At 63.5% G+C, this 23,008-nt stretch carries 17 protein-coding genes and 1 pseudogene; 10 read left to right on the top strand and 8 right to left on the bottom strand.

What is annotated here, in order from left to right; genetic code table 11:
• Positions 1-6 precede the first annotated feature (6 nt).
• The 5 genes and pseudogenes from BGP85_RS25350 (at position 7) to BGP85_RS29705 (ending at position 5,766) form a co-directional block, all read left to right on the top strand.
• Complete coding sequence (locus BGP85_RS25350; RefSeq protein ID WP_103445669.1) at positions 7-2,151, top strand: DUF1631 domain-containing protein; 2,145 nt, start codon at positions 7-9, stop codon at positions 2,149-2,151.
• 89 nt (positions 2,152-2,240) lie between these two features.
• Positions 2,241-2,813: a 1,6-anhydro-N-acetylmuramyl-L-alanine amidase AmpD gene (ampD, locus tag BGP85_RS25345; protein WP_103445668.1), complete on the top strand. Its 573-nt coding sequence runs from the start codon at positions 2,241-2,243 to the stop codon at positions 2,811-2,813.
• The gene (ampE, locus tag BGP85_RS25340) at positions 2,810-3,640 is read left to right on the top strand and encodes a regulatory signaling modulator protein AmpE (RefSeq protein WP_103445667.1); all 831 of its coding nucleotides are present in this window, start codon (positions 2,810-2,812) and stop codon (positions 3,638-3,640) included. The genes ampD and ampE overlap by 4 nt, the downstream gene beginning before the upstream one ends.
• 146 nt (positions 3,641-3,786) lie before the next feature.
• Positions 3,787-4,908: pseudogene (locus BGP85_RS29710) on the top strand (HAMP domain-containing protein); the annotation flags it as partial.
• A gap of 144 nt (positions 4,909-5,052) precedes the next feature.
• Entirely contained in the window at positions 5,053-5,766 is a 714-nt protein-coding gene (locus BGP85_RS29705; RefSeq protein WP_374755345.1) for a methyl-accepting chemotaxis protein, read from the top strand.
• 40 nt (positions 5,767-5,806) lie between these two features.
• Here BGP85_RS29705 and BGP85_RS25330 read toward each other — a convergent pair whose 3' ends face one another.
• Complete coding sequence (locus BGP85_RS25330) at positions 5,807-6,583, bottom strand: TatD family hydrolase (protein WP_103445665.1); 777 nt, start codon at positions 6,581-6,583, stop codon at positions 5,807-5,809.
• 2 nt (positions 6,584-6,585) lie between these two features.
• Entirely contained in the window at positions 6,586-7,581 is a 996-nt protein-coding gene (cra, locus tag BGP85_RS25325; RefSeq protein ID WP_103445664.1) for a catabolite repressor/activator, read from the bottom strand.
• A gap of 297 nt (positions 7,582-7,878) precedes the next feature.
• Between cra and ptsP the strand changes: the two genes are divergently transcribed.
• The 3 genes from ptsP to BGP85_RS25310 are packed head-to-tail and all read left to right on the top strand — an operon-like array spanning position 7,879 to position 13,406.
• Positions 7,879-10,731 (top strand): phosphoenolpyruvate--protein phosphotransferase, encoded by a 2,853-nt coding sequence (gene ptsP / locus BGP85_RS25320; protein ID WP_103445663.1) that lies wholly within the window; start codon positions 7,879-7,881, stop codon positions 10,729-10,731.
• On the top strand, positions 10,732-11,679 hold the full coding sequence (pfkB, locus tag BGP85_RS25315) for a 1-phosphofructokinase (RefSeq protein ID WP_103445662.1): 948 nt from the start codon (positions 10,732-10,734) through the stop codon (positions 11,677-11,679).
• The gene (locus BGP85_RS25310; protein ID WP_103445661.1) at positions 11,676-13,406 is read left to right on the top strand and encodes a PTS fructose-like transporter subunit IIB; all 1,731 of its coding nucleotides are present in this window, start codon (positions 11,676-11,678) and stop codon (positions 13,404-13,406) included. Before pfkB ends, BGP85_RS25310 begins: the two co-directional genes overlap by 4 nt.
• 107 nt (positions 13,407-13,513) lie before the next feature.
• On the opposite strand, the gene BGP85_RS25305 is transcribed toward BGP85_RS25310, so the two are convergent.
• A complete protein-coding gene (locus BGP85_RS25305) occupies positions 13,514-13,735 on the bottom strand; it encodes a DUF3820 family protein (RefSeq protein ID WP_079229690.1) in 222 nt (73 codons plus the stop codon).
• A gap of 201 nt (positions 13,736-13,936) precedes the next feature.
• Here BGP85_RS25305 and BGP85_RS25300 point away from each other — a divergent pair, with 201 nt between their 5' ends.
• Positions 13,937-14,413, top strand: a complete 477-nt coding sequence (locus BGP85_RS25300; RefSeq protein ID WP_103445660.1) for a ferritin-like domain-containing protein — start codon at positions 13,937-13,939, stop codon at positions 14,411-14,413.
• Here the strand turns inward: BGP85_RS25300 and BGP85_RS25295 are convergent.
• From BGP85_RS25295 to BGP85_RS25285, 3 genes are all read right to left on the bottom strand, one after another.
• Positions 14,410-15,906, bottom strand: coding sequence for a GGDEF domain-containing protein (locus BGP85_RS25295; protein ID WP_103445659.1), 1,497 nt, complete (start codon positions 15,904-15,906; stop codon positions 14,410-14,412). The genes BGP85_RS25300 and BGP85_RS25295 overlap by 4 nt on opposite strands.
• Before the next feature lie 215 nt (positions 15,907-16,121).
• Positions 16,122-17,456 (bottom strand): OprD family porin, encoded by a 1,335-nt coding sequence (locus BGP85_RS25290; protein ID WP_103445658.1) that lies wholly within the window; start codon positions 17,454-17,456, stop codon positions 16,122-16,124.
• Positions 17,457-17,660: 204 nt separating this feature from the next.
• Positions 17,661-17,882 carry a hypothetical protein gene (locus BGP85_RS25285; protein WP_060512429.1) on the bottom strand — a complete coding sequence of 74 codons (222 nt, stop codon included), beginning with the start codon at positions 17,880-17,882 and terminating at the stop codon, positions 17,661-17,663.
• 297 nt (positions 17,883-18,179) lie between these two features.
• On the opposite strand from BGP85_RS25285, the gene BGP85_RS25280 reads away from it, so the two are divergent.
• The gene (locus BGP85_RS25280) at positions 18,180-20,942 is read left to right on the top strand and encodes an RHS repeat-associated core domain-containing protein (RefSeq protein WP_103445657.1); all 2,763 of its coding nucleotides are present in this window, start codon (positions 18,180-18,182) and stop codon (positions 20,940-20,942) included.
• 5 nt (positions 20,943-20,947) lie between these two features.
• Here BGP85_RS25280 and BGP85_RS25275 read toward each other — a convergent pair whose 3' ends face one another.
• Together BGP85_RS25275 and BGP85_RS25270 are read right to left on the bottom strand one after the other, a co-directional pair.
• Positions 20,948-22,351, bottom strand: coding sequence for a heavy metal sensor histidine kinase (locus BGP85_RS25275; protein WP_103445656.1), 1,404 nt, complete (start codon positions 22,349-22,351; stop codon positions 20,948-20,950).
• Positions 22,326-23,000, bottom strand: coding sequence for a heavy metal response regulator transcription factor (locus tag BGP85_RS25270; protein ID WP_099814267.1), 675 nt, complete (start codon positions 22,998-23,000; stop codon positions 22,326-22,328). Before BGP85_RS25270 ends, BGP85_RS25275 begins: the two co-directional genes overlap by 26 nt.
• Positions 23,001-23,008: the final 8 nt, after the last annotated feature.

Genomic DNA, 23,008 nt, shown 5'->3' with positions numbered 1-23,008 from the left:
TCCGGGATGCATAAAGAAGGCAAGGTGGTGCCCCTGGCGGCTGCCATCGATCGAGGCGCACGCACGCCCTTGCCTTGCCTCCCGGTGTTGCTTCTGCAAGTGCGTGACAAGGCTGCCCTGCAACTGCGCCAGGGCCTGCAGGCGCTGTTCGACAATGCCGACGACACGCTTTTCGAAATGGCCGATCGGGCAGCCGACCGCTTCGACCAGAACCTGTACTTCGAGGCCATGCGGGACCTGCGCCTGAAGCGCAAGCACATCGAACGCGGCTTTCTCGATATCTTCTACGACACCTTCGCCCGGATCGGCCAGTTCGACCCGCTGGGCCAGCAGGCGTCGAAAAATCAGGCGTACAGGGAGCGTGCCGTCGCCGTCGACGGCATGGTTGCCCGGGTGCTGTCGCGTGATGGCCTCGCCCTCGAGCAACTGGGCATGCGTTTGCAGTGCCTGCTTGCGCGCAGCTTCGACGAACTACAGAACCCGTTCGGGCCTGCTGCGCTGTGTGGCTATTTCCTCGATGCCGGGCGCAACCTGGGCGTGGGCCTGCGGGTCAAGCTGATCCTGCTCAAGCTGTTCGAGCGCTATGTGCTGCGTGACATCGACGTGCTTTATGCTGAAGCCAACCAGTTGCTGGCCGCTGCGGGCGTGATGCCGGAGCTGCAGCCAGCACCGCGTCGGCGCGCCGAAGACCGCCGCCTGAGTGCGCGGCGCGTGCCGGCCAACCGCGAGCCTGATGCCATGGGGGCAGACAGTGCCGGGCAGGCCTTCATGCGTTCGCTGGAAGGCCTGCTGGCGCCTTGCCGAGGGCACATCGCCCCGCGCCTGCAAGCCGCTGCCAGTGCAGAGCCGATCAGCACCGCCGACTTGCTGCGCCTGCTTACGCACCTGCAGCATTATGTGCCGGCCACGATTGACGATGACGACTTCGACCTGGGGCAGCAACTTGAACAACTGCTGCTGCGGGTCAGCGTGCGCAGCGGTACGCGCCGGCGCATCGCCTGTGCCGACGAGGACATGATCAACCTGGTCGGCCTGCTGTTCGCCTACATCGCCGCCGATGACAACCTGCCGCTGAGCCTGCGTGCCCTGATCGTTCGCCTGCACATTCCGCTGCTTAAGGTAGCGCTGCTGGACAAAGGCCTGTTCAGCCGTACCAGCCACCCGGCACGGCGCCTGCTCAATGAGATTGCCGCTGCCGCGATCGGCTGGGAAACCGGCAGCGAAGGCCTGCGCGACAGCCTGCATCTGCGCGTGGAGCGCATCGTCCAGCGGCTGCTCAACGATTTCACCGAAGATGCCTCGCTGTTCGCCGAACTGCTGGAGGAATTTCTCGCCTTCAGCCAGGACGAGCGCCGGCGCAACGAACTGCTGGAACAGCGTACGCGCGATGCCGAGGAAGGGCGTGCCCGTGCCTTGCAGGCCCGCCAGCAGGTGCAGCAGGCGCTCAACCAGCGCTTGCGTGGGCGCACCTTACCGCAGGCGGTCGTGCACATGCTGGTGCAGGCCTGGAGCCAGGTGCTGTTGCTGGCCTGGCTGAAGCAGGGCGAAGCGTCCCCAGCCTGGGAGCAGGCGCTGGCGACCATGGATACCTTGCTAGCCAGTGTCGCCCCGCATCAACCGCCGCAGGTGTTACTGCAACAAGTGCCAGGCCTGCTCAAGTCACTGCGTAACGGCCTGGCCAGTGTGGCGCTGGACTCGGCGGCCACCCGCGAATTCTTCCTGCAACTGGAACAACTGCACTTGCGTGCGTGTGCGGGGGCCGAACAGCCAGATGGCAGCCATGAACTGGTCGAAGTCCTGGTGGCCGAAGACATCGTGCTGGCCATCGCCGAAGAGTCCGCCTGCGCGCCACTGCGTCAATTCGATGAGCACGCGGCGGAGCTGCGCCAGGTGCAGCGCTTGCGGATCGGCACCTGGGTAGAAGTGCTCGATGACGACGAGCCGCTGCGCTGCAAGCTGGTCGCGCGCATCGACAGCAGCGATCGCCTGGTCTTCGCCAACCGTACCGGGATGAAGGTGCGCGAATGGAACTCGGCCGGTCTGGCGCAGGCCCTGCGCCGAGGCGAGGCGCGCTTGCTGGATGATGGCCTGCTGTTCGAGCGGGCACTGGAAGCCGTGCTCGGAGGCCTGCGCCAGCAACAGGTGCACTGAGCCGACGACATTACAATCATTCACATGCACTGCCGCCCGCGTGCAAGGCATACTGCAGCTCTGTACCGGTGTTTTTCAGGATCTGCCTCATGCAATTGGACCGTGCCACTGGCTGGTTCCACGGAAACGGAATCACCCACTGCCCCTCGCCGAACTTCAACGCCCGCCCGGAGGGTGAAGCGATTTCCCTGCTGGTGATCCACAACATCAGCCTGCCGCCGTCCTGCTTCGGCAACGGCAAGGTCCAGCAGTTCTTCCAGAACCGGCTGGACCCGAACGAACATCCTTACTTCGCCAGCATCAGCCACCTGACCGTCTCGGCGCATCTGTTCATCGAGCGTGACGGGGCGGTGACCCAGTTCGTGTCGTTGCTCGACCGTGCCTGGCATGCCGGCGTGTCTTGTTTCGACGGGCGTGAGGGTTGCAACGACTTTTCCATCGGGATCGAGCTGGAAGGCACCGACGATCTGCCCTATACCGATGTCCAGTACGCCGTGCTGGAGCAACTGACCCGGCAGATCCAGGCCGCCTGGCCGGTGATCGACCTTGACCGTATTCAGGGCCACAGCGACATTGCTCCGCTGCGCAAAACCGATCCCGGCCCGGCCTTCGACTGGGCGCGTTACCGCAAGGCCGTGAGGGACAACGAGGACAAAGCATGAGTTTTCTGGTGCTGTTACTGGCGCTGTGGGTAGAGAAGTTCTCTGCGCTGCGCCATCAGGTACAACGAGACGGCTTCTTCCTGGGCGAGCTGGTGCGACTGGAGCGCAGCGGCAAAGTGCATCCCTGGTGGACACTGGCGATCCTGGTGCTGGCGCCGGTGGCGGTACTGGTTTTGTTGCTGCACGTGCTGGACCCGGTGGCCTACGGTTTGCTGGCTCTGCCGGTGCACTTGCTGGTGCTGATCTACAGCTTGGGGCGCGGTGATGCCAAGGCTTCCCTCGGGCCATTCCGCGATGCCTGGCGGCGTGGCGACGACCAGGCCGCGCTGCATGTGGCCGAGCGCGACCTGGGCCTGGCGGCCGACGAGCCCCACAGCCTGCTGGTGCGTGTGCAAGGTTACCTGTTGTGGCAGGCCTACCAGAGCTTCTTCGCGGTGATCTTCTGGTACTTCGTGCTCGGCCCTGGCGCGGCGCTGGCCTACCGTCTGCTGGCACTGACGGGTGAGCATAGCCGCCAGCCTGCGCTCAAGGCCCGTGCCGAACAGCTGCGGCATGTCATGGACTGGCTGCCAGTGCGGATGCTCGCCCTGAGCTTCGCGCTGGTCGGCAATTTTGTCGCGGTGATGCGGGTGATGCTGCACGAGCTGCTCAACTGGCATATCAGCGCCGGGCACCTGGTGGCCAGGGTCGGGCGCATTGCCGATGATATCCCCGAGGAAGAAGACCCCCAGCGCGGGCTGGGGCGTCTGGACAGCCTGTGGGAGCTGCTGCTGCGTTGTGCGGTGTTGTGGTATGCAGGGTTTGCCCTGTGGACAGTGCTGGTGTGAGCGCCTTCGCGGGCAGCGGTTAACCTTAAGTTACAAACCTCCGATTCGATCTGCGTTATACAAGTGGCCTAGTGCTATCTCTGCATAACAACAAGAATCCATGGAGGTGCCCCGTGAAGCGTCTGCTCTACCCGGCCATCGCATTGATGAATCGGCTGAGCTTCGGCCAGAAGTTCAGCCTCGTCAGCGTCCTGTTCTTCCTGCCCATGCTGGCCACCAGTTTTTATCTGGTGCGCGATGCCTACCAGCAGTTCCATGCCACCCGCGCCGAGTTGCAGGGCATTGCCCCGCTGGCGGACAGCCTGACCCTGCGCGCCGACCTGGAGGCGCTTGGTAACCTGTTGCAGGTTAATGCCGTGCTTGGCCAGTCTGGCCAGGCGGGGGACCTTGAGACGCGTATCGCTGCCTTGCAGGACAAGGTCCAGGCGCAGTTGCGCACGCTGCAAGGGGATGAGGCGGTACCCCAAGGCAAACTCGAGGAATTGGCCACTGCATTTGCCAGTGCCCGGGCGGAATCCTCTCTGCAGAACAAGGCCGCGCTGTTCGACAAACTGCTGGCCCAGGCCCAGATACTGGGCAAGCAGGTGGTCAGCCAGTCCGGACTGAGCCAGGACCGCCAGGCTTCGGTGCGCCAGTTTAGCGAACTGCTCGGGGTTGCCACGGCGCAAGTCACCCAGGCTCTGGGTGAAGGCCGGGCCATGGGCGCCGTTGCTCTGGGGCGGGGGTTTATCGACTCTGCCGGCAGTGCCCGTTTCGAAGACCTGCTGCAACGCCTTGATCGCCTTGGCGCCGACTATGCCTTGCGGCTGGATGATGCCCTGGCCACGGACCGGACCGCCAAGACCAGTCTGGAGGCCGCGGCAGCAACCAGCCAGGCGACGGTCAGGCAGGCTGCGTCTTTGTTCGAGGAGCAGGTGGTGGTGGCGGATACGCTCGATACCCCTTGGCCGTCGTTCTATCAGCAGGTCAGCGAACTGATGGCGCAGACCTATCGCTTTAACGAGGCCGTGCTCGCGCACCTGCAGGGGCAGTTGCAGGAACGCCTGGCCGAGCAGCGCCTGCGCATGCTCGCCCTGGGCACGCTGCTGGCCGGTGTCTTCGTGCTGATCCTGTACTTGTATGGCGGCTTCTATGTCTCGACCCGGGCCACCTTGCGCCGGCTGGGCGGTGCCATGGACAAAGTGGCCGCAGGCGACATGACGGTCAGCTTCCAGGCCCATAGCCGTGATGAATTGGGTGAGCTGGGCCAGGGCTTCAGCGAAACCGTGCGCCGTATCCGCAGCCTGATCGACCAGGTCGGGCGCACCGTGGTCGCGGTCGAGGAGCAGGCCGGGCAGGTGCTGGCCGTGTCAGCGCGGAGCAATCAGGCGGTCAGTGGCCAGCGTGAGCAGATCGAGCAGGTGGCCACGGCGATGAACCAGATGAGTGCCACCGCGCAGGAGGTGGCGCGCAGTGCCGCGCTGGCGGCCAACGGTGCACAGCAGGTCAACCTGGAAAGCGCCAACGGCCGTACCCTGGTGGCCAGCCAGCAACACAGCATCGGTCGCCTCGCCGAGGAAATCGACCAGACCGTCGTGGCGATCAATCGGCTGGCCGATGACAGCCAGGCCATTGGCCAGGTGCTGGAGGTGATTCGCAGCATTGCCGAGCAGACCAATCTGCTGGCGTTGAATGCGGCCATCGAAGCGGCGCGGGCCGGTGAGCAGGGCCGAGGGTTTGCCGTGGTGGCCGATGAAGTGCGTACCCTGGCCCGGCGTACCCAGGACTCCACCGCGCAGATCGCGCAGATGATCCAGCGCCTGCGCGACGGCGTGGAGCAGGCGGTGCGGGCAATGGGCAGCAGCCATCAGATGGCCGCGGGCACTGTCGATGAAGCACGCCAGGTGCAGCAGGCGCTGGGCAATATCCTTGGCGCGGTGGCTGGCATCGTCGAGCAGAACCAGCAGATCGCCGCAGCGGTCGAGCAGCAGACGGCGGTGGCCCATGACATCGACCGCAATATCGTCGCGATCAACCGGGCGGCGCAGGATACGACCCAAGGCGCTTGCCAGACCGAGGATGCCAGCCGGGTGTTGTCGACGCAGGTGGTGGAGTTGAAGCGCTTGATCGGGGCGTTCAGAGTCTAATGCCGGCCTTGTGTAGCCTGTATCGGCCTCTTCGCGGGTACTACCAGCCAAAAAGCTCACAGGCATTACGGCTGCTGGCCTCAGCCAGTCTCTCAGCCTCGAGGCCCATCAGTTCCGCCAGCGCTGCGGCAATCTCCGGCAAATGCTCCGGGCTGTTGCGCTCCCCGGCAAACATCACCGGGGCCATGTCTGGCGAGTCGGTCTCCAGCACGATGCTTTCCAGTGGCAGGCGCGGCAGGGTCTTGCGCAGGCGCAACGCCTGCGGCCAGGTCGCTGCACCGCCCAGGCCGAGCCGGAAGCCCAGCTTGATGTACTCGCGCGCCTCTTCGTAACTGCCGGCAAAGGCATGGATCACCCCCGCCCGCGCCGGCTTGTAGCGCTTGAGCGTGGCAATCACCTGAGCGTGGCTGCGACGCACGTGCAACAGGGCAGGCAGCGCGAAGTCGCAGGCCATTTGCAGCTGTGCTTCGAACAATGCCTGCTGGCGTTGCTTGTCCAGCGTTTCGAGGTAGTAGTCCAGGCCGAACTCGCCCACCGCGCACAGCCGAGGGTCACCCTGCAGGCGCTCCAGCCAGTCGCGCAGTTGCGTCAGATGTTCCGGCCGGTGCTGCTCCAGGTAGATCGGGTGCAGCCCCAGCGCCGCATGCACGTTGCCTTCGGCGCAGGCGAGGTCCCACACCCGCTGGAAATTCGCCTGGTACACCCCCAGCACCACCAAGCGCTCCACCCCACGCGCCGCCGCGTTGGCCAGCAGGCGCGGGCGGTCGGCGTCGAAGTCGGGGAAGTCCAGGTGGGTGTGGGTGTCGATCAGGCGCATGGTCAGGCCGCGCTGATGCGTTGCTTGAAGGTCCGGCCAATGGCGTGCACGCCGGGCTCGTAGCGCTTTTCCTCGATGGCGGCGAGGGCCAGTTCCAGCGCGGTGGCGGCGATCAGGCCGTGCTGCTGGGCCATGGCGTTGACCGGCAGTGGCAGGAAGTCGAGCAGCTGGTTGTCACCGAAGGTACCCAGGTGCAGCTGACGCGAATCGGCCGGGCGCGCCTGCAAGGTATCGAATACCCCCTGCAGTAGCACGTAAGAGGTGGTCACCAGGGCATCTGGCAAGCCGCCTTGTTCGTCGATCAGCTGCTGCATCAGGCGTTGGCCGCATTCACGGCTGAAGCCTTCGCCCTGATAGCGGCGGACCACGCCGCCGAAACCTTGCATGGCTTCGTCGAAACCACCGGCGCGGGCCTGGCTGACCGACAGCTCCGGGCGGGCACCGATCAGCGCGATGCTGTTGGGCGCGGTGGCCAGCAGGCTGTGGGCCAGCTGGCGGCTGGCATCGCGGTCGTCACTGATCACCGAGCAGAAGTGTGCTGGGTCCAGGCGCCGGTCGATGGCGATCACCGGCAGGCCCTTGTCCTGCAGCTCACGGTAACTGTCGTCCTCCGGCGGCAGGCAGCTGGCGACGAACAGGGCATCGCAACGGCGGGCGCGGAACAGCTGCTGCAACTGGCGCTCACTGTCGGGCTGGTCGTCGCTGCTGGCGATCAGCAGTTGGTAGCCACGGGCGCGGGCGCCTTGCTCGAGCTGTTTGGCGATGCGGGCATAGCTGGGGTTCTCCAGATCCGGGAGAATGAAGCCCAAGGTGCGGGTGTGCCGGCTGCGCAGGCCGGCTGCTTGCGGGTTGGGGGTGAAGCCATGGGCCTCGACTACCGCGCGCACCCGCTCGACAGTGCTGTTGCTGATGCGCTGCTGTTCGGCCTTGCCATTGATGACATAACTGGCAGTGGTTACTGACACACCGGCCAGACGGGCGATATCGCTGAGTTTCACCGAATTTTCCTTGTTATTACCGGGACTGGCTACGGAACCAGGACCGGGTAGTTTGACCCGTGTTGGCCGCCACGCGCAGGCGACCATTGTCGCAATTGTCCGACAGGATGGGGCTTTTTCCTCGGAAGATTATCGAGTAACGTGGCCGCTTGGTCAGATTAAACGTTTCAGCTATAAATTTTTCTGCCTCGGCTGCCTGCCGTGCAAGGCTGTCGAACTGGCTGATTCTGTGAATATCACAACAATACCTCAGTACCCGGCATCAAAACCAAGCTGGGGCTGCAAAAGGAGAAGGTCATGCTCGAGCTCGCCAAAGAGCAGATAGCCATGGGCCAGACGGCCGCCGACAAGGCCGGGGCGTTGCGCCTGCTGGCGGATCAGCTGGTGGCCGACGGCCTGGTTGCCGAAGGTTATCTCGAAGGCCTGCAGGCGCGCGAAGCGCAAGGCTCGACGTTCCTTGGCCAGGGCATCGCCATCCCTCACGGCACCCCGCAGACCCGCGAGCTGGTATTCGCCACCGGCGTGCGCCTGCTGCAGTTCCCCGAAGGCGTGGACTGGGGCGATGGCCAGATCGTCTACCTGGCCATCGGCATCGCCGCCCGTTCCGACGAACACCTGCGCCTGCTGCAACTGCTGACCCGCGCCCTCGGCGAAACCGACCTGGCCGAGGCATTGCGCCGGGCCAGCTCAGCCGAGGCATTGCTCAAGCTGCTGCAAGGCGCGCCGCAGGAACTGGCGCTGGACGCGCAACTGGTCGGCCTGAACCTGCCAGCTGAAGATTTTGATGAGCTGGCCTGGCGGGGTGCGCGTCTGCTGCAGCGCGCCGGTTGCGTCGATAGCGGCTTCGCGGGCGTGTTGCAACAGGCCGACCCCCTGCCACTGGGCGAGGGCCTGTGGTGGCTGCACAGCGAGCGTCAGGTGCGCCAACCCGGCCTTGCCTTTATCACCCCGCAGCAGCCCCTGCGATATCGCGACCAGCCGCTCAATGGCCTGTTCTGCCTGGCCAGCCTCGGTGCAGCCCACCAGGCGCTGCTCGAGCGCCTGTGTGAAGTGCTGATCGAAGGCCGTGGGCAAACGCTCTACCAGGCCACCAGCAGTCGTGCGGTGCTCGAAGTGCTGGGCGGTGAGGCACCGCTTGACTGGCCCACTGCGCGTATCGTGCTGGCCAACCCGCATGGGCTGCATGCCCGGCCGGCGAAGGTGCTGGCGCAACTGGCCAAGGGTTTCGAGGGCGAAATTCGCCTGCGTGTGCTCGACAGCGCGCAGCCGGCGGTGTCGATCAAGAGCTTGAGCAAGTTGCTCAGCCTCGGCGCCCGCCGTGGTCAGGAGCTTGAGCTAAGCGCTGAACCGTCGATTGCCGGCGATGCCTTGCCCGTGCTGCTGGCCGCCATTGAGCAAGGCCTGGGCGAAGAGGTTGAGCCGCTGGTGCAAACCACCGCCTCGGTCGTTGCCAGCGCAGCCTCAACACTCCAGGCCCCAACTGCGGGCAGCCGCGTCCAGGGCGTCAGTGCCTCCCCCGGTATTGCCAGCGGCCCGGCGCATGTCTGCGTCGAGCGCGATATCGATTATCCACTGCGCGGCGACTCGCCCGCCCAGGAGCGCCTGAAGCTGCGCGACGCGCTTAATGCCGTGAATGGCGAACTGCAGGCGCTGGTGCAGCGCAGCGACAAGTCGATTGGCGAGATTTTCGTCACCCATCAGGAAATGCTCGCCGACCCGGCCCTGAGCGACGATGTCGACGCCCGCCTGGCCCAAGGCGAAAGTGCGGCGGCGGCCTGGATGGCGGTGATCGAAGCCGCAGCGCGCCAGCAGGAAGCCCTGCACGATGCCCTGCTGGCCGAGCGCGCTGCCGACCTGCGCGACATTGGTCGCCGGGTACTGGCCCAGTTGTGCGGCGTGCAGGCCCAGGCCGAGCCGGAACAACCCTATGTGCTGGTCATGGGCGAGGTCGGCCCTTCCGATGTCGCTCGTCTGGACCCGGCCCGAGTCGCCGGCATCGTCACCGCTCATGGCGGTGCCACCGCGCACAGCGCGATCGTCGCCCGTGCCCTGGGCATCCCGGCGGTGGTCGGTGCGGGCCCGGCGATCCTGCTGCTCGCTTCCGGCACGCCGCTGCTGCTCGACGGCCAGCGCGGCGTGGTCAGCGTCGCGCCGCCCGCCGAAGAGCTGCAACGCGCCCTGGCCGAGCGCGACCTGCGCGAACAACGCCTGCAAGCCGCCTGGGCCCAGCGCCATGAACCGGCAGTAACCCGCGATGGCCACGCCATCGAAGTGTTCGCCAACATCGGCGAGAGCAGCGGTATCGACAAGGTGGTGGAACAGGGGGCCGAAGGCGTTGGCCTGCTGCGCACCGAACTGATCTTCATGGCCCACGCCCAGGCGCCCGATGTCGCTACCCAGGAAGCGGAGTACCGCCGCGTACTCGACGGCCTGGGCGGCCGGCCACTGGTAGTGCGCACCCTCGATGTGGGGGGCGACAAGCCGTTGTCCTACTGGCCGATCGCCGCCGAAGAAAACCCGTTCCTTGGCGTGCGCGGTGTGCGCCTGACCCTGCAGCGCCCGCAGATCATGGAAGAGCAGCTGCGTGCCCTGCTGCGTGCCGCCGATCAGCGGCCCCTGCGCATCATGTTCCCCATGGTCGGGCAAATTCACGAATGGCGTGAGGCGCGGGCCATGGTCGAGCGCCTGCGCCTGGAAACCCCGGTCGCCGACCTGCAGGTCGGGATCATGGTCGAGGTGCCGTCCGCCGCCTTGCTGGCGCCGCAGCTGGCCCGCGAAGTGGACTTCTTTAGCATCGGTACCAACGACCTGACCCAGTACACCCTGGCCATCGACCGTGGTCACCCGAGCCTGTCTGCCCAGGCCGACGGCCTGCACCCGGCGGTGCTGAGCCTGATCGACATGACCGTGCGCGCGGCCCACGCCGAGGGCAAGTGGGTAGGCGTGTGCGGCGAACTGGCCGCCGACCCGCAGGCGGTGGCCGTGCTGCTAGGCCTGGATGTGGACGAGCTGAGCGTGGCCGCTCGCAGCATTGCCGAAGTCAAAGCCCTGGTGCGCCAGGCTGATCACCAAACGGCCCGCGCCCTGGCGCGCGAGGCCTTGCAACAGGACAGCGCTGCGGCGGTTCGCGCGTTGGTGGAGCGTTACTGAATGGCCAAGATCCTCACCCTGACCCTGAACCCGGCGCTGGACATCACCGTCAGCCTCGACGCCTTGCGCCCAGGGCACGTCAACCGTGCCCACGACCAGCAAAGCCACGCGGCGGGCAAAGGCCTGAACGTGGCCCAGGTGCTGGCCGACCTGGGCCACAGCGTCACTGTCGGGGGCTTCCTGGGCCGCGACAACCTGCAACCGTTTGAGGCGCTGATCGCCCGGCGCGGTTTTGCCGACTGCTTCGTGCGGGTGGCCGGTGAAACCCGCAGCAACCTCAAGCTGGTCGAGGCCGATGGTCGGGTCACCGACATCAACGGCTTGGGGCCAGAGGTCGACGCCGCCGCCTGCGCCGAGCTGCTGCACCGCCTGCAGCAAGTGGCGTCCGGGCACGACGCGGTGGTGGTCGCGGGCAGCCTGCCGCGTGGCATCAGCCCCGAATGGTTCCGCCAACTGCTCGAGCAGTTGCAGGCACACGGGCTCAAGGTGGCCCTCGACAGTAGCGGTGACGCGCTGCGTGCCGGCCTGCAGAGCGCCCCCTGGCTGGTCAAACCTAATACCGAAGAACTGGGCGAAGTGCTGGGCCTGGCCGTGCATACCGCCGCCGAGCAGCGCGCCGCTGCCGGGCAACTGCTGGCCAGTGGTGTCGAGCATGTGGTGGTGTCGGCGGGCGAGCAGGGTGTCAGCTGGTTTACCGCTGGCCTGGCGCTGCAGGCGCGCCCGCCCCAGGTGCGGGTGGCGAGTACCGTAGGCGCGGGTGATTCGCTGGTCGCCGGCATGGTCCACGGCCTGCTGGCAGCGGAATGCCCACAGCAGACCTTGCGCCGTGCCACGGCCATCGCCGCGCAGGCCGTGACCCAGGTCGGCTTCGGCATCTGCGACCGCGAGCAACTCGCGCAGCTGGAGGCCGCCGTGCAACTGACAGAACAACAAGAGGGTTGCCGATGAACATCGCCATTGTCACCGCTTGCCCCAACGGGCAGGTGTCCAGCGTGCTCAGCGCCCGCCTGCTGGCGGCTGCCGCCCAGCGCCGGGGCTGGAGCAGCAGTGTCGAGGTACAGGATGCCGAACATCCAGAGCGCCAGCTGACGCCTGCGCAGATCGCCGAGGCCGATTGGGTGCTGGTGGTCGCCACCGGGGCAGTGGACCTTGCGCGCTTCGCCGGCAAGCGCCTGTACCAGAGCACCCCGGCACAGGCCCTGGCCGACCGTGAGGGCTTCCTCGACGAGGCCGCGGGCAAGGCCGAAGTGCTGGTTGCCCAACCGGTCAGCGCGGTGCCTTCAGCGGCTGTACGGATTGTCGCGGTCACCGCCTGCCCAACGGGCGTGGCGCATACCTTCATGGCGGCCGAAGCCTTGCAACAGGCGGCGCAACAGCTGGATTACCAGCTCACCGTCGAGACCCAGGGCTCGGTCGGCGCGCGCAACCCGCTATCGGCCCAGGCCATTGCCGATGCCGATGTGGTGCTGCTGGCCGCTGACATCGAGGTGCCAACGGCTCGCTTTGCCGGCAAGCGTATCTACCGCTGCGGCACCGGTATCGCCCTCAAGCAGGCGCGTGCGACCCTGGAAAAGGCCCTGGCCGAGGGCAGGGTCGAAAGTGCCACGGATGCTGCATCGGCAGCATCTGCCAAGGCTGAGAAAACCGGCGTCTACAAGCATTTGCTGACCGGTGTTTCGTTCATGCTGCCGATGGTGGTGGCCGGCGGCTTGCTGATCGCCCTGTCGTTCGTCTTCGGCATCGAAGCCTACAAGGAGCCGGGCACCCTGCCCGCCGCGCTGATGCAGATCGGCGGCGAGGCGGCGTTCAAGCTGATGGTGCCGCTGCTCGCCGGTTACATCGCCTGGTCAATCGCCGACCGCCCGGGCCTGGCGCCGGGCATGATCGGCGGCCTGCTGGCCAGCACCTTGGGTGCCGGCTTCATCGGTGGCATCGTCGCCGGCTTTCTCGCTGGCTACAGCGCCAAGGCGATCGCCCGTTGGGCGCGCCTGCCGAGCAGCCTGGATGCGCTCAAGCCGATCCTGATCATCCCGCTGCTGGCCAGCCTGTTCACCGGCCTGGTGATGATCTACGTGGTCGGTCAGCCGGTGGCGGCCATGCTCGAAGGGCTGACGCACTTCCTCGACAGCATGGGCACCACCAACGCCATCCTGCTCGGGCTGCTGCTGGGCGGAATGATGTGTGTCGACCTCGGCGGGCCTATCAACAAGGCCGCCTATGCCTTCTCGGTGGGGCTGTTGGCGTCCTCCAGCTATGCGCCGATGGCGGCGACCATGGCTGCCGGCATGGTGCCGCCGATCGGCCTGGGCATCGCCACCTTCCTCGCCCGGCGCAAGTTCGCCCAGAGCGAGCGCGAGGCGGGCAAGGCGGCGCTGGCGCTGGGGTTGTGCTTCATTTCCGAAGGGGCGATCCCGTTCGCGGCCAAGGACCCCCTGCGAGTGATCCCGGCGAGCATTGCCGGTGGCGCCTTGACCGGTGCGCTGTCGATGTACTTTGGCTGCAAGCTGATGGCGCCCCATGGCGGGCTGTTCGTGTTGCTGATCCCCAATGCGATCAACCATGCGCTGTTGTATCTGCTGGCGATTGTCGCGGGAAGCCTGGTGACGGCAGTGGTGTATGCGGTGATCAAGAAGAGCGAGCGGGTGGAGTTGGCCGTTGTGCCTGTGAAAGGTTGAAGCCTTCTGTTGGCATTGCCGGCCCTTTCGCGGGACAAGCCCGCTCCTACAGGGATAGCATGATTGCTTGTAGGAGCGGGCTTGTCCCGTAAAAGGGCCGGTACAGCTTAGCGCCGGTGCTTCTGCCGCAACGGCACCAGCAGATCGCCAAGGCCGTTGTGGTCGACCTCGTGCATCAAGGCCAGTAACCCACCCAGTTCCCCCGCCGGAAACCCTTTGCGTGCGAACCAGGCCAGGTAATCCCCCGGCAGGTCGGCAATGATCCGCCCCTGGTATTTGCCAAAGGGCATGGTGCGGGTAACCAGCAGTTCGAGCATTTCCGGTTTCATCGACGAAGCCTGGCAGTGAATGAGCGGCGACCATACTGCAATCTGCACGAGCGCCCAAGCGGCAATCATGCATAACGCCGTTTTCAGGCTTCGCTTCATATAGCGTAACTTTATGATTTAAAAGGATTTATTTTTAGATCATGGCTTGGCACGAAGGCTGCTCCGGTACTGATGACTATCACCTGCGAAGGAGTTCGTACCATGAGCAACCCCAACAAAGACGTGATCGACGTACTTAACGACCTGGTCGAATACAGCAAGGATGGCGAAAAAGGCTTCAAGTCCTCGGCCGATGACGTGAAAAACCCCGAACTGAAAGCCTTCTTCGTCCAGCGTGCCGGTGAATGCGCCAGTGCGGCGGCTGAGCTGCAGAGCGAAGTGCGCCGCCTGGGCGGTGACCCGGAAACCTCCACCAGCATCAGCGGCGACCTGCACCGTGGTTGGGTCAACCTCAAGTCGATGGTCACCGGCAAGGATGAGGAAGCGGTGCTCAATGAAGTGGAGCGCGGTGAAGACCATGCTCTCAAGGCCTACAAGGAAGCACGCGAGAAACTGGTCAAGCTTGGCCGCATGGCCAGTGATCCGAGCTATGCGTTGGTAGAGAAGCAACTGCAGGGCGTACAGCGTAACCACGACCAGGTGAAAGCGCTGCGCAACGCCGCCCGCGCCCGTTCCTAGTCCAACGGCCCCTCGACCCGGTTGCGGCCATTGGCCTTGGCCCGGTAGAGCGCTTCGTCCGCGGCACCCAGCACTTGTGTGAGATCTTGCTGGGTGCCGGGGGTATAGACCCCGACGCCAATGCTCACCGTCACCGCGTGATGATCGTCAGCAAATGGCGCCAGTGATTCGACCTGCGCGCGGATGCGCTCAGCCAGTACCAATGCGCCGGCCAGCTCTGTCTCCGGCAAGAGCACCTGAAACTCTTCGCCGCCATACCGTGCAGCCAGGTCGGCCGGACGGCGAATGCAAAGTTGCAGCGTGCTGGCGACCTCACGCAACGCATGGTCACCCCCTGCATGGCCATGGCGCTGGTTGAATGCCCTGAAGTGATCCACATCCACCATCAGTACTGCCAACGGCTTGCGGTTGCGCTGCGCGCGCGACCATTCCTGGCGCAGTACCTGGTCCAGCCGGCGGCGGTTGGCCAGGCCGGTCAGGCTGTCGGTGGCGGCCAGGGTCGCCAGCCCTTGTTCGGCTTCGTGGCGGCGGCGCAGTTCGCGACTCAGCAGCAGGGTCAGCCAGAGAATGCCGATGCACAGCACCCCGGTTGCGACGCTGACGACGATGGCGGTACGTCGCCACGATTGGAAGACTTCCTCGGCCGAATGCGCCACGAGCACGATCAAGGGAAGGTCGGCAACCCGGGCAAAGGTATAGATACGCTGGGTGCCGTACACGCTGGATCTGGCGGTGAAGCTGCCGCTGCGTTCTCCCAGGATGCGTTTGAAGTTGGGCCGGTCGCCGAAGTTGGTGCCGATCAGCGGATCCTTGTCCCGGGTTGGCTGGCGGGCGAGCAACTGGCCGTCGGTATTGAGCAGGTTGATGCTGCTCTCATCACCGATGTCCAGGCGTTGGAACAGCTGATTGAAATAGGACAGGCGCAACGCGCCTGCGGCCAGCCCTGCAAAGGAGCCGTCAACTGCAGAGATGCGCCGGCTGAAACTGATGCACCAGTCGAGGTCGCCCAGCCTTGCCTTGAAGGGTGGGCTGATGAACAAGCCGAGGTGCGGGTTGTCGCGATGAGCCTGGAACGCCGGGGTGTCGGCGAAGTTGGCCTGGCGTGGTTTGATGCTGATCGAGTCACCGACCACATCGCCTTTGGCATTCAGCCAGAGGATGTCACCTCGCACCGGGGCGGCGAAGGTCTGATTGAACAGGATCTGTTGGCGCAGTTCGGGGGCAACCTTCAATACCTCCGGGTGCCGCACGGCCCAGATCAGTCCGCGCAGGGACTGATCGTAGAGTTCGACATTGCGCAGGATATCGCTTTCGATCAACTGCACGATGTTGCTGGAGGAGCGCATGGCCGATTGCTCGACGTTTTCGCGCTCGCGGGCCAGCAGGTAGCTGACGATGGCCACGATGGCGAGCACGGCAAGGCAACTGCCCAGGTTGAGGATCAGCTCGGGGTGCGACCTGTAGAGTGCGAAACGCGGTGATCGAGTGGGCATGCGCGCTACTGCTGAGGCAGGGCCATTTGCGGCGGGCGACATTCTAGGGAAGTGCGGATTGTCGGACAACATTTGTCCGACGGAAATGCGTGTGGGGCTGTTTTGCAGCCCAATCCGACCGGTCCGGCGCCCCGGCAAAGCCGCTCCTGCAGGATTTCTGTAGGGGCGGCCTTGTGTCGCGAAACGAGGGCAAAGCCCTCGCCAGCGGTCTCAGGTCAGAAGATGTTCAGTGGGTAATCGACGATCACCCGCACTTCATCGTTGTCGCTGTTGCTGTCGATCGAGGCATAGCCTTGGCTGCCACGGTGGGTGGCATAGCGCAGCTGCACCGCCAGATCCTTCAGGTCACCTTCCTGGAACACATACTTCACGTCCAGGTCCCGCTCCCAGTGCATGGCGTTCTTGCCATCGGCGCGGTAGTAGTCGTAGTGGCTGGTGTCCTGGGTGGCCTTGGTCAGATCCGCCTCACCGCGCGAGTACGACAGTGACGTGCTCAAGCCCGGGATGCCGATACCGGCGAAGTTGTAGTCGTACTGCAGCTTCCACGAACGCTCGTTCGGGGCGTTGAAGTCCGAGTACATGCGTGAGTTGTCCAGGTACACACTGTCGCCCAGGTTGATGTAGTCGAACGGCGTGTTGCCGTTGACCCGCTGGTAGGCGGCGGTGACGCTGTGGTAACCGGCGTTGACCGTGAAGTGCAGGCTGTAGGTGTTGTTGTCGATCTTGCCCAGCAGCGCCTGGCCGGTGTCCTGGGTGTGGTAGAAGTGCACGCCCGGGTTGAGGCTGACCAGGTCGTTGACCACGTAGGTGTAGTCGAAGTCAGCGTAGTACTGGTTCCAGATGTCCTTCAGCTCGGCGGCGTACAGGTTGGTGGTGATGTTCTCGGTACCGCTCCACGACGCGCCCGCCCAGTTCAGGTGCTTGCTCTTGTCGTGCTCATCCAGCGAACCGTAGTAGGTGTCGATACGACGGTGACCGCTCTGGTTGTACGGGTGGGTGAAGCTGACCTGGCCGCCTTCGAGCAGCAGGCCGTAGACGCTGTGGTTGGTCAGGCTCACACCGCGGAAGGTCTGCGGCAGCATGCGGGTTTCACCGCCAGCGATCACCGGGTTGGTGATGAACAGGTCACCGGCTTTCAACTCGGTGTCGAACGCCTTGAGCTTGACCGCTGCACCGGCCGTGGAGAACGAGTGCGGGGCGGCGCCCAGTTCACCGTTGTCCTTGATGTGCTCGGGCAGGATGCTGGTGCCGGCATGGCCGCCACCGCCGTCGAGCTTCAGGCCCAGCATGGCGTGGGCGTCGAGGCCGAAGCCGACCACACCCGGGGTGTAGCCGGATTCGAATCGGGCGACCGCACCCTGGCCCCACTCGCGGGTGTCGCGCACGCCGGCGTTGTGGTTGTCGCGGTTGAAGTAGGCATTACGAAAATGCAGGTTGAAGGACGAGCCTTCGATGAAGCCATCAGCCTTGTCTTCATCTGCCTGGGCGGCGAAGGGGATCGTTGCAGTCAACGCAATGAACAGCGGGGTAAAACGAAACGCGGAAGGCACCGGTACTAGCTCCTTTGGTCTGACGGTGGGGCAGTTTTTATTTTTGAATGTGCGTCTTTTTATAGGTGTACGTTACGGCGGGGCTGAGAGTTAGAGCACATAAAAAAAGCCGCTGATCGGCAGCGGCTTTAAAAGGCTAACATATCGGCACCAACGGTGCCCATGGCGTAGCCAAGGGAAAACAGGAGCGGGTGCGACGCGCGATCAGCTATCGGCATTGGCGTCGCTGGAAACTTTCGAAGCTGTCTGTTCTGCGTCTTTGCCGGCGTCAGCCTTGTGTGCCAGGGCTTCGCGGGAGTCTTGGTGAACAGCGGCAAGTTCTGCAGTACGCGCTACGAAAGCCGGGGATTCTTCGGCCATGGCCAGGGGCGACAACAACAGGGACGACAGAACGAAAACGCTGGCAATACCCATACTGTTGGACATGTTTAAAACTACCTTCTTGCGGGGCAAGTGCTATGAGGACGGGGGTAAAGTTAGTCCGTTTAATGCCCTGGAAACAGCGTCTTTAGTGATAAGCACTGTTGCGCAAAAGGTAATTATCGCTCGGAAAGCAATTGGACTTTAGCCTGAAAGCCCCGTGCTAGACAGCTTGTGCGGTCAATGATGGAAGCAGCCTTGCTCCACGGAACTATCATTTTTGCCAGGTGACATGTGGCGTGTCAGGTCAGATGCTTGTGGCATGGCTTCCGATCACTTCTCGAACCGCGAGGCAGGCACGACATGGCAGCGCGTTCGACCAGGCAAATGCGAGCACAGGCAGCTGCGCTGCATGCAGGCACGCCGACAGTCACCAGCCCTTTCCGTACATTGACGCTTTACCGTGCGGCGCGTACCCCGGGCGTTTTGCCGCGCCTGTTGATCGAACGTACAGTCAAGGATCCGTCAACCCGGGCAACACGGATATTCGGTGCGCGAGCCTTGCTCAACGAGGCGACCGCAAACGCCGACGCGGTTACGGTCACTGCCCTTGACGGTCGACCCTTGTCATTGCATACCGCAGACGGCGATCTCTCCCTGCGTTTACTGGACAGTGCCGGGCGCCCGTTCTGGTCGCTCAATGCTCAACAGACGGCGACTGCAATGACCTACGAAGCAGCCTCGCTCAGTGGGCGGCCACTGTCGTTGACGGAAACGGCTGCCGGTGCCGCAGGTCGTGTACGTGAACGCTATAGCTATGCACCTGCGGGAAAAGCGTACTGGAAGGCCCACAATCTCGCTGGACGTTTGTGGGAATCCTGCAACAACGCAGGCATCGACCGATCTCTCGGCCTGTCATTGACGGGCCAATCCTTGGCGTTCGAGCAATGCCTTTTGAAGGTTGCAATAGAACAGCCGGATTGGTCTCGTACCACAGAAGAAGATGTTGAGGCTCCCCTGAAAGTTTTGAATCAGCTCGACGCCACCGGCGCCCTGCTGAGTACCACTCATGCCGCCGGTGTCACTACCTTCGAGCGTTACGGCATCAGCGGCGCACGCGAGCAGACGCGGGTCCGTTACATGAAGGGTGGCAAGGTCGAGGAAGCCGTCACCTTGCGCGAGTCTCGTTATGCCGCGGATTCCAGATTGCTGGAGCAGATGACTGGTAACGGCGTCGTCGACCGATATGAATATGACGCTCGAATCCCTCGCCTCAAGCGACACCTGACCGCTCGCCCTGCAGGCCATCCTCTGGGTAGCCTGCTGATCAGTGATCTGCATTACGAACACGATCCAGCCGGCAATATCCTGAGCCTCGATGATCAGGGTGCGGATCCGGAATGGCATAACAATTTGGAGACCACGGGGCTTCGGCGATACGCCTATGACACGCTGAACCGTCTGGTTTTTGCATCGGGTCGAGAGCGGGTACCTGCGGCCCGGCATCATCCCTTATCAGGCGCCCGTGCTGACCCGAGCGCTGGCCAAGTTTGGGCGCCCTACACGGAAGAGTATTCCTATGATGACGGGAACAATCTCTGGCTGATTCGGCATAACGCAGGAGAAGGTCAGCGCACGGTCGAACTGGAAGTTGCCCGGAGCAGCAATCGTGCTGTTGTGAAAGGCCAAGGCTTGGCATTCGGGACGGGATTCTTGCCTGGAGGTCTGCAGAAACAGCTAGCCGATGGCAATACTCTGCACTGGCATACGGACAACCAACTCAAGGCTGTCAGCCTGGTCAGGCGCAAGTATGAAGATGATGACGGTGAACGCTATCACTACGCTGAGGGTGGGAGCCGGACTCGCAAAGTTCACTCGGTAAAAGTCGGTAACGGCAGGCAGACCAGCTTGACCACGTATTCCCACGCTTTCGAAGTGCGCCAGCGGTTGCTGGCCGGTGCGTCCGAACTCCAGCGTCATCTGGTCATCACAACGGTGGGTACCGCTCGTTTGGTGATGAACGAGCTCAAGAGTGAGGTGCAATTGCGCTTTGCCTTCAGCGATCACCTGAACAGTTCGGGCGGTGAGACGGACGCCGCTGGCAAGGTCATCGCTCGTGAGGAATATGCGCCTTATGGCGGGACTGTTGGCGCGGATGAACCTGCGACTGAAGTCGACAGCATGACGCAACGAGCGCTGCGCCATGCGGGCAAGGAACGGGATGCGACGGGGTTGTATTGCTACGGTTGGCGCTATTACCAACCGGAAATCGGACGTTGGTTGAGTGCTGATCCTGGAGGTACGCTGGATGGAATAAATTTGTTTCGAATGGCAAAGAACTCACCCGTGAGTTTCCTTGATGCCGATGGCCAGAACTCAATCGATCTCAATGAGCTTGTTGACCAGGAACTGCCTGGGTATCCGTCTACTCCTGATGTGGTCGCGCGCCTGAATGAGAGATCCGATAACGACGATGTGATGGATTCTGAAATTGACCATATTGTGCACGCTGAGAAGTACACAGTGCATTCTCAGTACAAGAATGTGGACGACTGGGTTGGGTTTCGAAATGAGTTCAGGCCTCATGTGTGGGTGTTTAGAAGTAACTTCAGAATGCCGGAGACACTCACGCACGCCTCAACAGTGGTCCTTGAGCAATACAGAAGAATATCAAAATTCCATGGTTTCTACGGACAGCTGCCAAAAACTTTGTTGCGGTGGGATGTGATCAATAAAGATGCGATTTCAGCTGTGACCCTTACTCCAGAGGAAGGGCTTTTATCACCTGAAGAGCGTAAGCGTATAATTACCGAGCGTTTTTTGGCAAGCCGTGGGAACGGCCGGCATACTCAAAGGATAGTGGAGGCACTTGGCATGGAAGTTACTGGCGTTGAGTTGCATTCAGTGTTGCACATGGAATTTTTGTACGACGTTGAAGTCATAGCCATTCACATCAAGCCGTCGGCGAATGATAACTTCAGAGCGGATTTGGAGAGGGGAGAGGAGCGAGACCATCGCCAGAGTAATAAAAATTGGTTTTCGAAAAAATACCATTTAATTCGTTACTATGTCAGTGACCGACTGCGGCAGTTGAGGGCGTGTGGGGGGAGAGCAGCGGCAATGTAGCTCAATCAAATTGTGCATCTGGTATGCCTGCCAGGCAGACGTATGCCAAAAGTGTTTGAACCCGCCACGCTACGCACAAAAACGTCCCCACCATGCATCAACGCGATCGCCTTGACGATTGCTAGACCCAAACCATGGTTACCGCCGCCACTGTTGCTGCGCGCCGCATCCACCCGGTAGAACCGCTCGAACAATAACGGCAGGTGCGCATCGTCGATGGCCGGCCCCGGGTTGCTCACGGCAATGCAGACCTGCTCCGGCCCCGCTTCAATCTGCACCTCGATCACCTGGTGCGGCGCCGTATGCTGCACGGCGTTGTTCAGCAGATTGATCAACGCCCGACGCAGCTGAGCTTTTTCGATGGGCGCCTGGGCATCGCCGCTGACGGTCACGCTGACCTGCGCGTCTTCGAGGATGTAGTCCAGGTAATCGAGGGTGGTGGCCACTTCCTCGGCCAGCGAGGCCTGGGTCAGGGCGGTGGCCTTGCTGCCCTGGTCGGCGCTGGCGAGGAACAGCATGTCGTTGATGATGCTGCGCAGGCGCTCCAGCTCTTCCAGGTTCGACTGCAGCACTTCGAAGTAATGCTCGGCGCTGCGCCCGCGGGTGAGGGCGACCTGGGTCTGGCCGATCAGGTTGGTCAGCGGCGAGCGCAGTTCGTGGGCAACGTCGGCGTTGAAGGCTTCGAGCTGCGAATAGGCCTGGCTGACCCGGTCCAGCGCGGCATTGAAGGCACCGGCGAACTGCGCCAGTTCCGGCGCCAGGTTCTGCGTCTGCAAGCGCCCATCCAGGCGCGGCGGTGCCAGGGCCTGGGCCTCGATGGACAGCGCCAGCAGCGGTCGCAGGCCGATGCGCGCCACCCAGTAACCCAGCACCGAAGCCAGCAGTACACCGAGTACCGCCAGGCCGACAATGGCCACCAGCAGGCTGTGCTGCGCCTGCCAGAAGGTCTCGGTGTCGATGCCGATCAGAAAGCGCAGCGGCGGGCGCTCGCCCAAAGCCGGCAGTTCGCTGACCAGCACCTTGTACGGGTAGAGGTGGTCGGGCAGGTGCAGGTCGCGCATGCCTTGCGGGCCCTCGGCGAAGGCGCGGACCAGCTCGCTGGGCTGGCCGTACTCGTAGGCGGGGTTGCTGCTGACCACCCAGAAGCGGATGCGCTTGTCTTCTTCGCTGAGCAGGTTGAGCTTGTTGTTGATCTTGGCCCAGTGCTCGGGTGTGCCGAAGCGGTTGAGGGTGGATTCGAGCACGCTGAAGCGCGCATCCAGTTCCGCCGCCGGCAACAGGTCGAGGCTGCGGTCGACCTGGCGGTACAGCGCCGAGCCGATCAGCACGAATACCCCCAGCGCCACCAGGATGAACAGTGCCGACAGGCGCAGGGCGATGGAGTTAAGCGGCGCGGTTTTCCAGGACATAGCCCATGCCTCGGATGGTGTGCAGCAACTTGTTGTCGAACGGCCCGTCGAGCTTGGCACGCAGGCGCTTGATGGCCACTTCGACGACATTGGCATCACTGTCGAAGTTGATGTCCCAGACCAGCTCGGCGATGGCGGTCTTGGAGAGGATTTCGCCCTGGCGCCGGGCCAGCACGCTGAGCAGCGAGAATTCCTTGGCGGTCAGCTCCAGGCGCTGGCCGGCGCGGCTGGCCTTGCGCGCCATCAGGTCGATCCACAGATCGCCGACCTGGATCTGCAACGGCTCGTGAGTGCTACTGCGGCGGGTCAGGGCCTGCAGCCGGGCGACCAGTTCGAGGAACGAGAACGGCTTGCCCAGGTAATCGTCGGCGCCTTCGCGCAGGCCGTGGATGCGGTCTTCGACGCGCTCGCGGGCGGTGAGCATGATCACCGGCGTCTGCTTGCGCGCGCGCAGTGCGCGCAGCACGCCGTAGCCGTCCAGGCCGGGCAGCATCACATCGAGCACGATCACTGCGTAGTCGCCCTCCAGGGCTAGGTGCAGGCCGTCGATGCCGTCCCGTGCAAGGTCGACGGTAAAGCCCTGCTCGGTCAGGCCGCGATGCAGGTAGTCGGCAGTTTTTTCTTCGTCTTCGATGATCAGCACACGCATGGTCTTGT

This window comes from Pseudomonas putida, assembly GCF_002906855.1.
GTDB lineage: Bacteria > Pseudomonadota > Gammaproteobacteria > Pseudomonadales > Pseudomonadaceae > Aquipseudomonas > Aquipseudomonas putida_N.
The sequence above is the reverse complement of the archived record's forward strand: the minus strand, read 5'-3'. Positions and strand labels throughout refer to the sequence as shown.

Excerpts from the sequence above, each read along its gene's own strand:
- BGP85_RS25275 (WP_103445656.1), bottom strand. The coding sequence starts at position 22,351 with ATGTCCTGGAAAACCGCGCCGCTTAACTCCATCGCCCTGCGCCTGTCG.
- BGP85_RS25310 (WP_103445661.1), top strand. The coding sequence starts at position 11,676 with ATGAACATCGCCATTGTCACCGCTTGCCCCAACGGGCAGGTGTCCAGC.
- BGP85_RS25295 (WP_103445659.1), bottom strand. The coding sequence starts at position 15,906 with ATGCCCACTCGATCACCGCGTTTCGCACTCTACAGGTCGCACCCCGAG.
- BGP85_RS25270 (WP_099814267.1), bottom strand. The coding sequence starts at position 23,000 with ATGCGTGTGCTGATCATCGAAGACGAAGAAAAAACTGCCGACTACCTG.
- ampD (WP_103445668.1), top strand. The coding sequence starts at position 2,241 with ATGCAATTGGACCGTGCCACTGGCTGGTTCCACGGAAACGGAATCACC.
- BGP85_RS25305 (WP_079229690.1), bottom strand. The coding sequence starts at position 13,735 with ATGAAACCGGAAATGCTCGAACTGCTGGTTACCCGCACCATGCCCTTT.
- BGP85_RS25300 (WP_103445660.1), top strand. The coding sequence starts at position 13,937 with ATGAGCAACCCCAACAAAGACGTGATCGACGTACTTAACGACCTGGTC.
- BGP85_RS25330 (WP_103445665.1), bottom strand. The coding sequence starts at position 6,583 with ATGCGCCTGATCGACACCCACACCCACCTGGACTTCCCCGACTTCGAC.
- ampE (WP_103445667.1), top strand. The coding sequence starts at position 2,810 with ATGAGTTTTCTGGTGCTGTTACTGGCGCTGTGGGTAGAGAAGTTCTCT.
- BGP85_RS25285 (WP_060512429.1), bottom strand. The coding sequence starts at position 17,882 with ATGTCCAACAGTATGGGTATTGCCAGCGTTTTCGTTCTGTCGTCCCTG.
- BGP85_RS29705 (WP_374755345.1), top strand. The coding sequence starts at position 5,053 with ATGAACCAGATGAGTGCCACCGCGCAGGAGGTGGCGCGCAGTGCCGCG.
- ptsP (WP_103445663.1), top strand. The coding sequence starts at position 7,879 with ATGCTCGAGCTCGCCAAAGAGCAGATAGCCATGGGCCAGACGGCCGCC.
- pfkB (WP_103445662.1), top strand. The coding sequence starts at position 10,732 with ATGGCCAAGATCCTCACCCTGACCCTGAACCCGGCGCTGGACATCACC.
- BGP85_RS25350 (WP_103445669.1), top strand. The coding sequence starts at position 7 with ATGCATAAAGAAGGCAAGGTGGTGCCCCTGGCGGCTGCCATCGATCGA.
- BGP85_RS25280 (WP_103445657.1), top strand. The coding sequence starts at position 18,180 with ATGGCAGCGCGTTCGACCAGGCAAATGCGAGCACAGGCAGCTGCGCTG.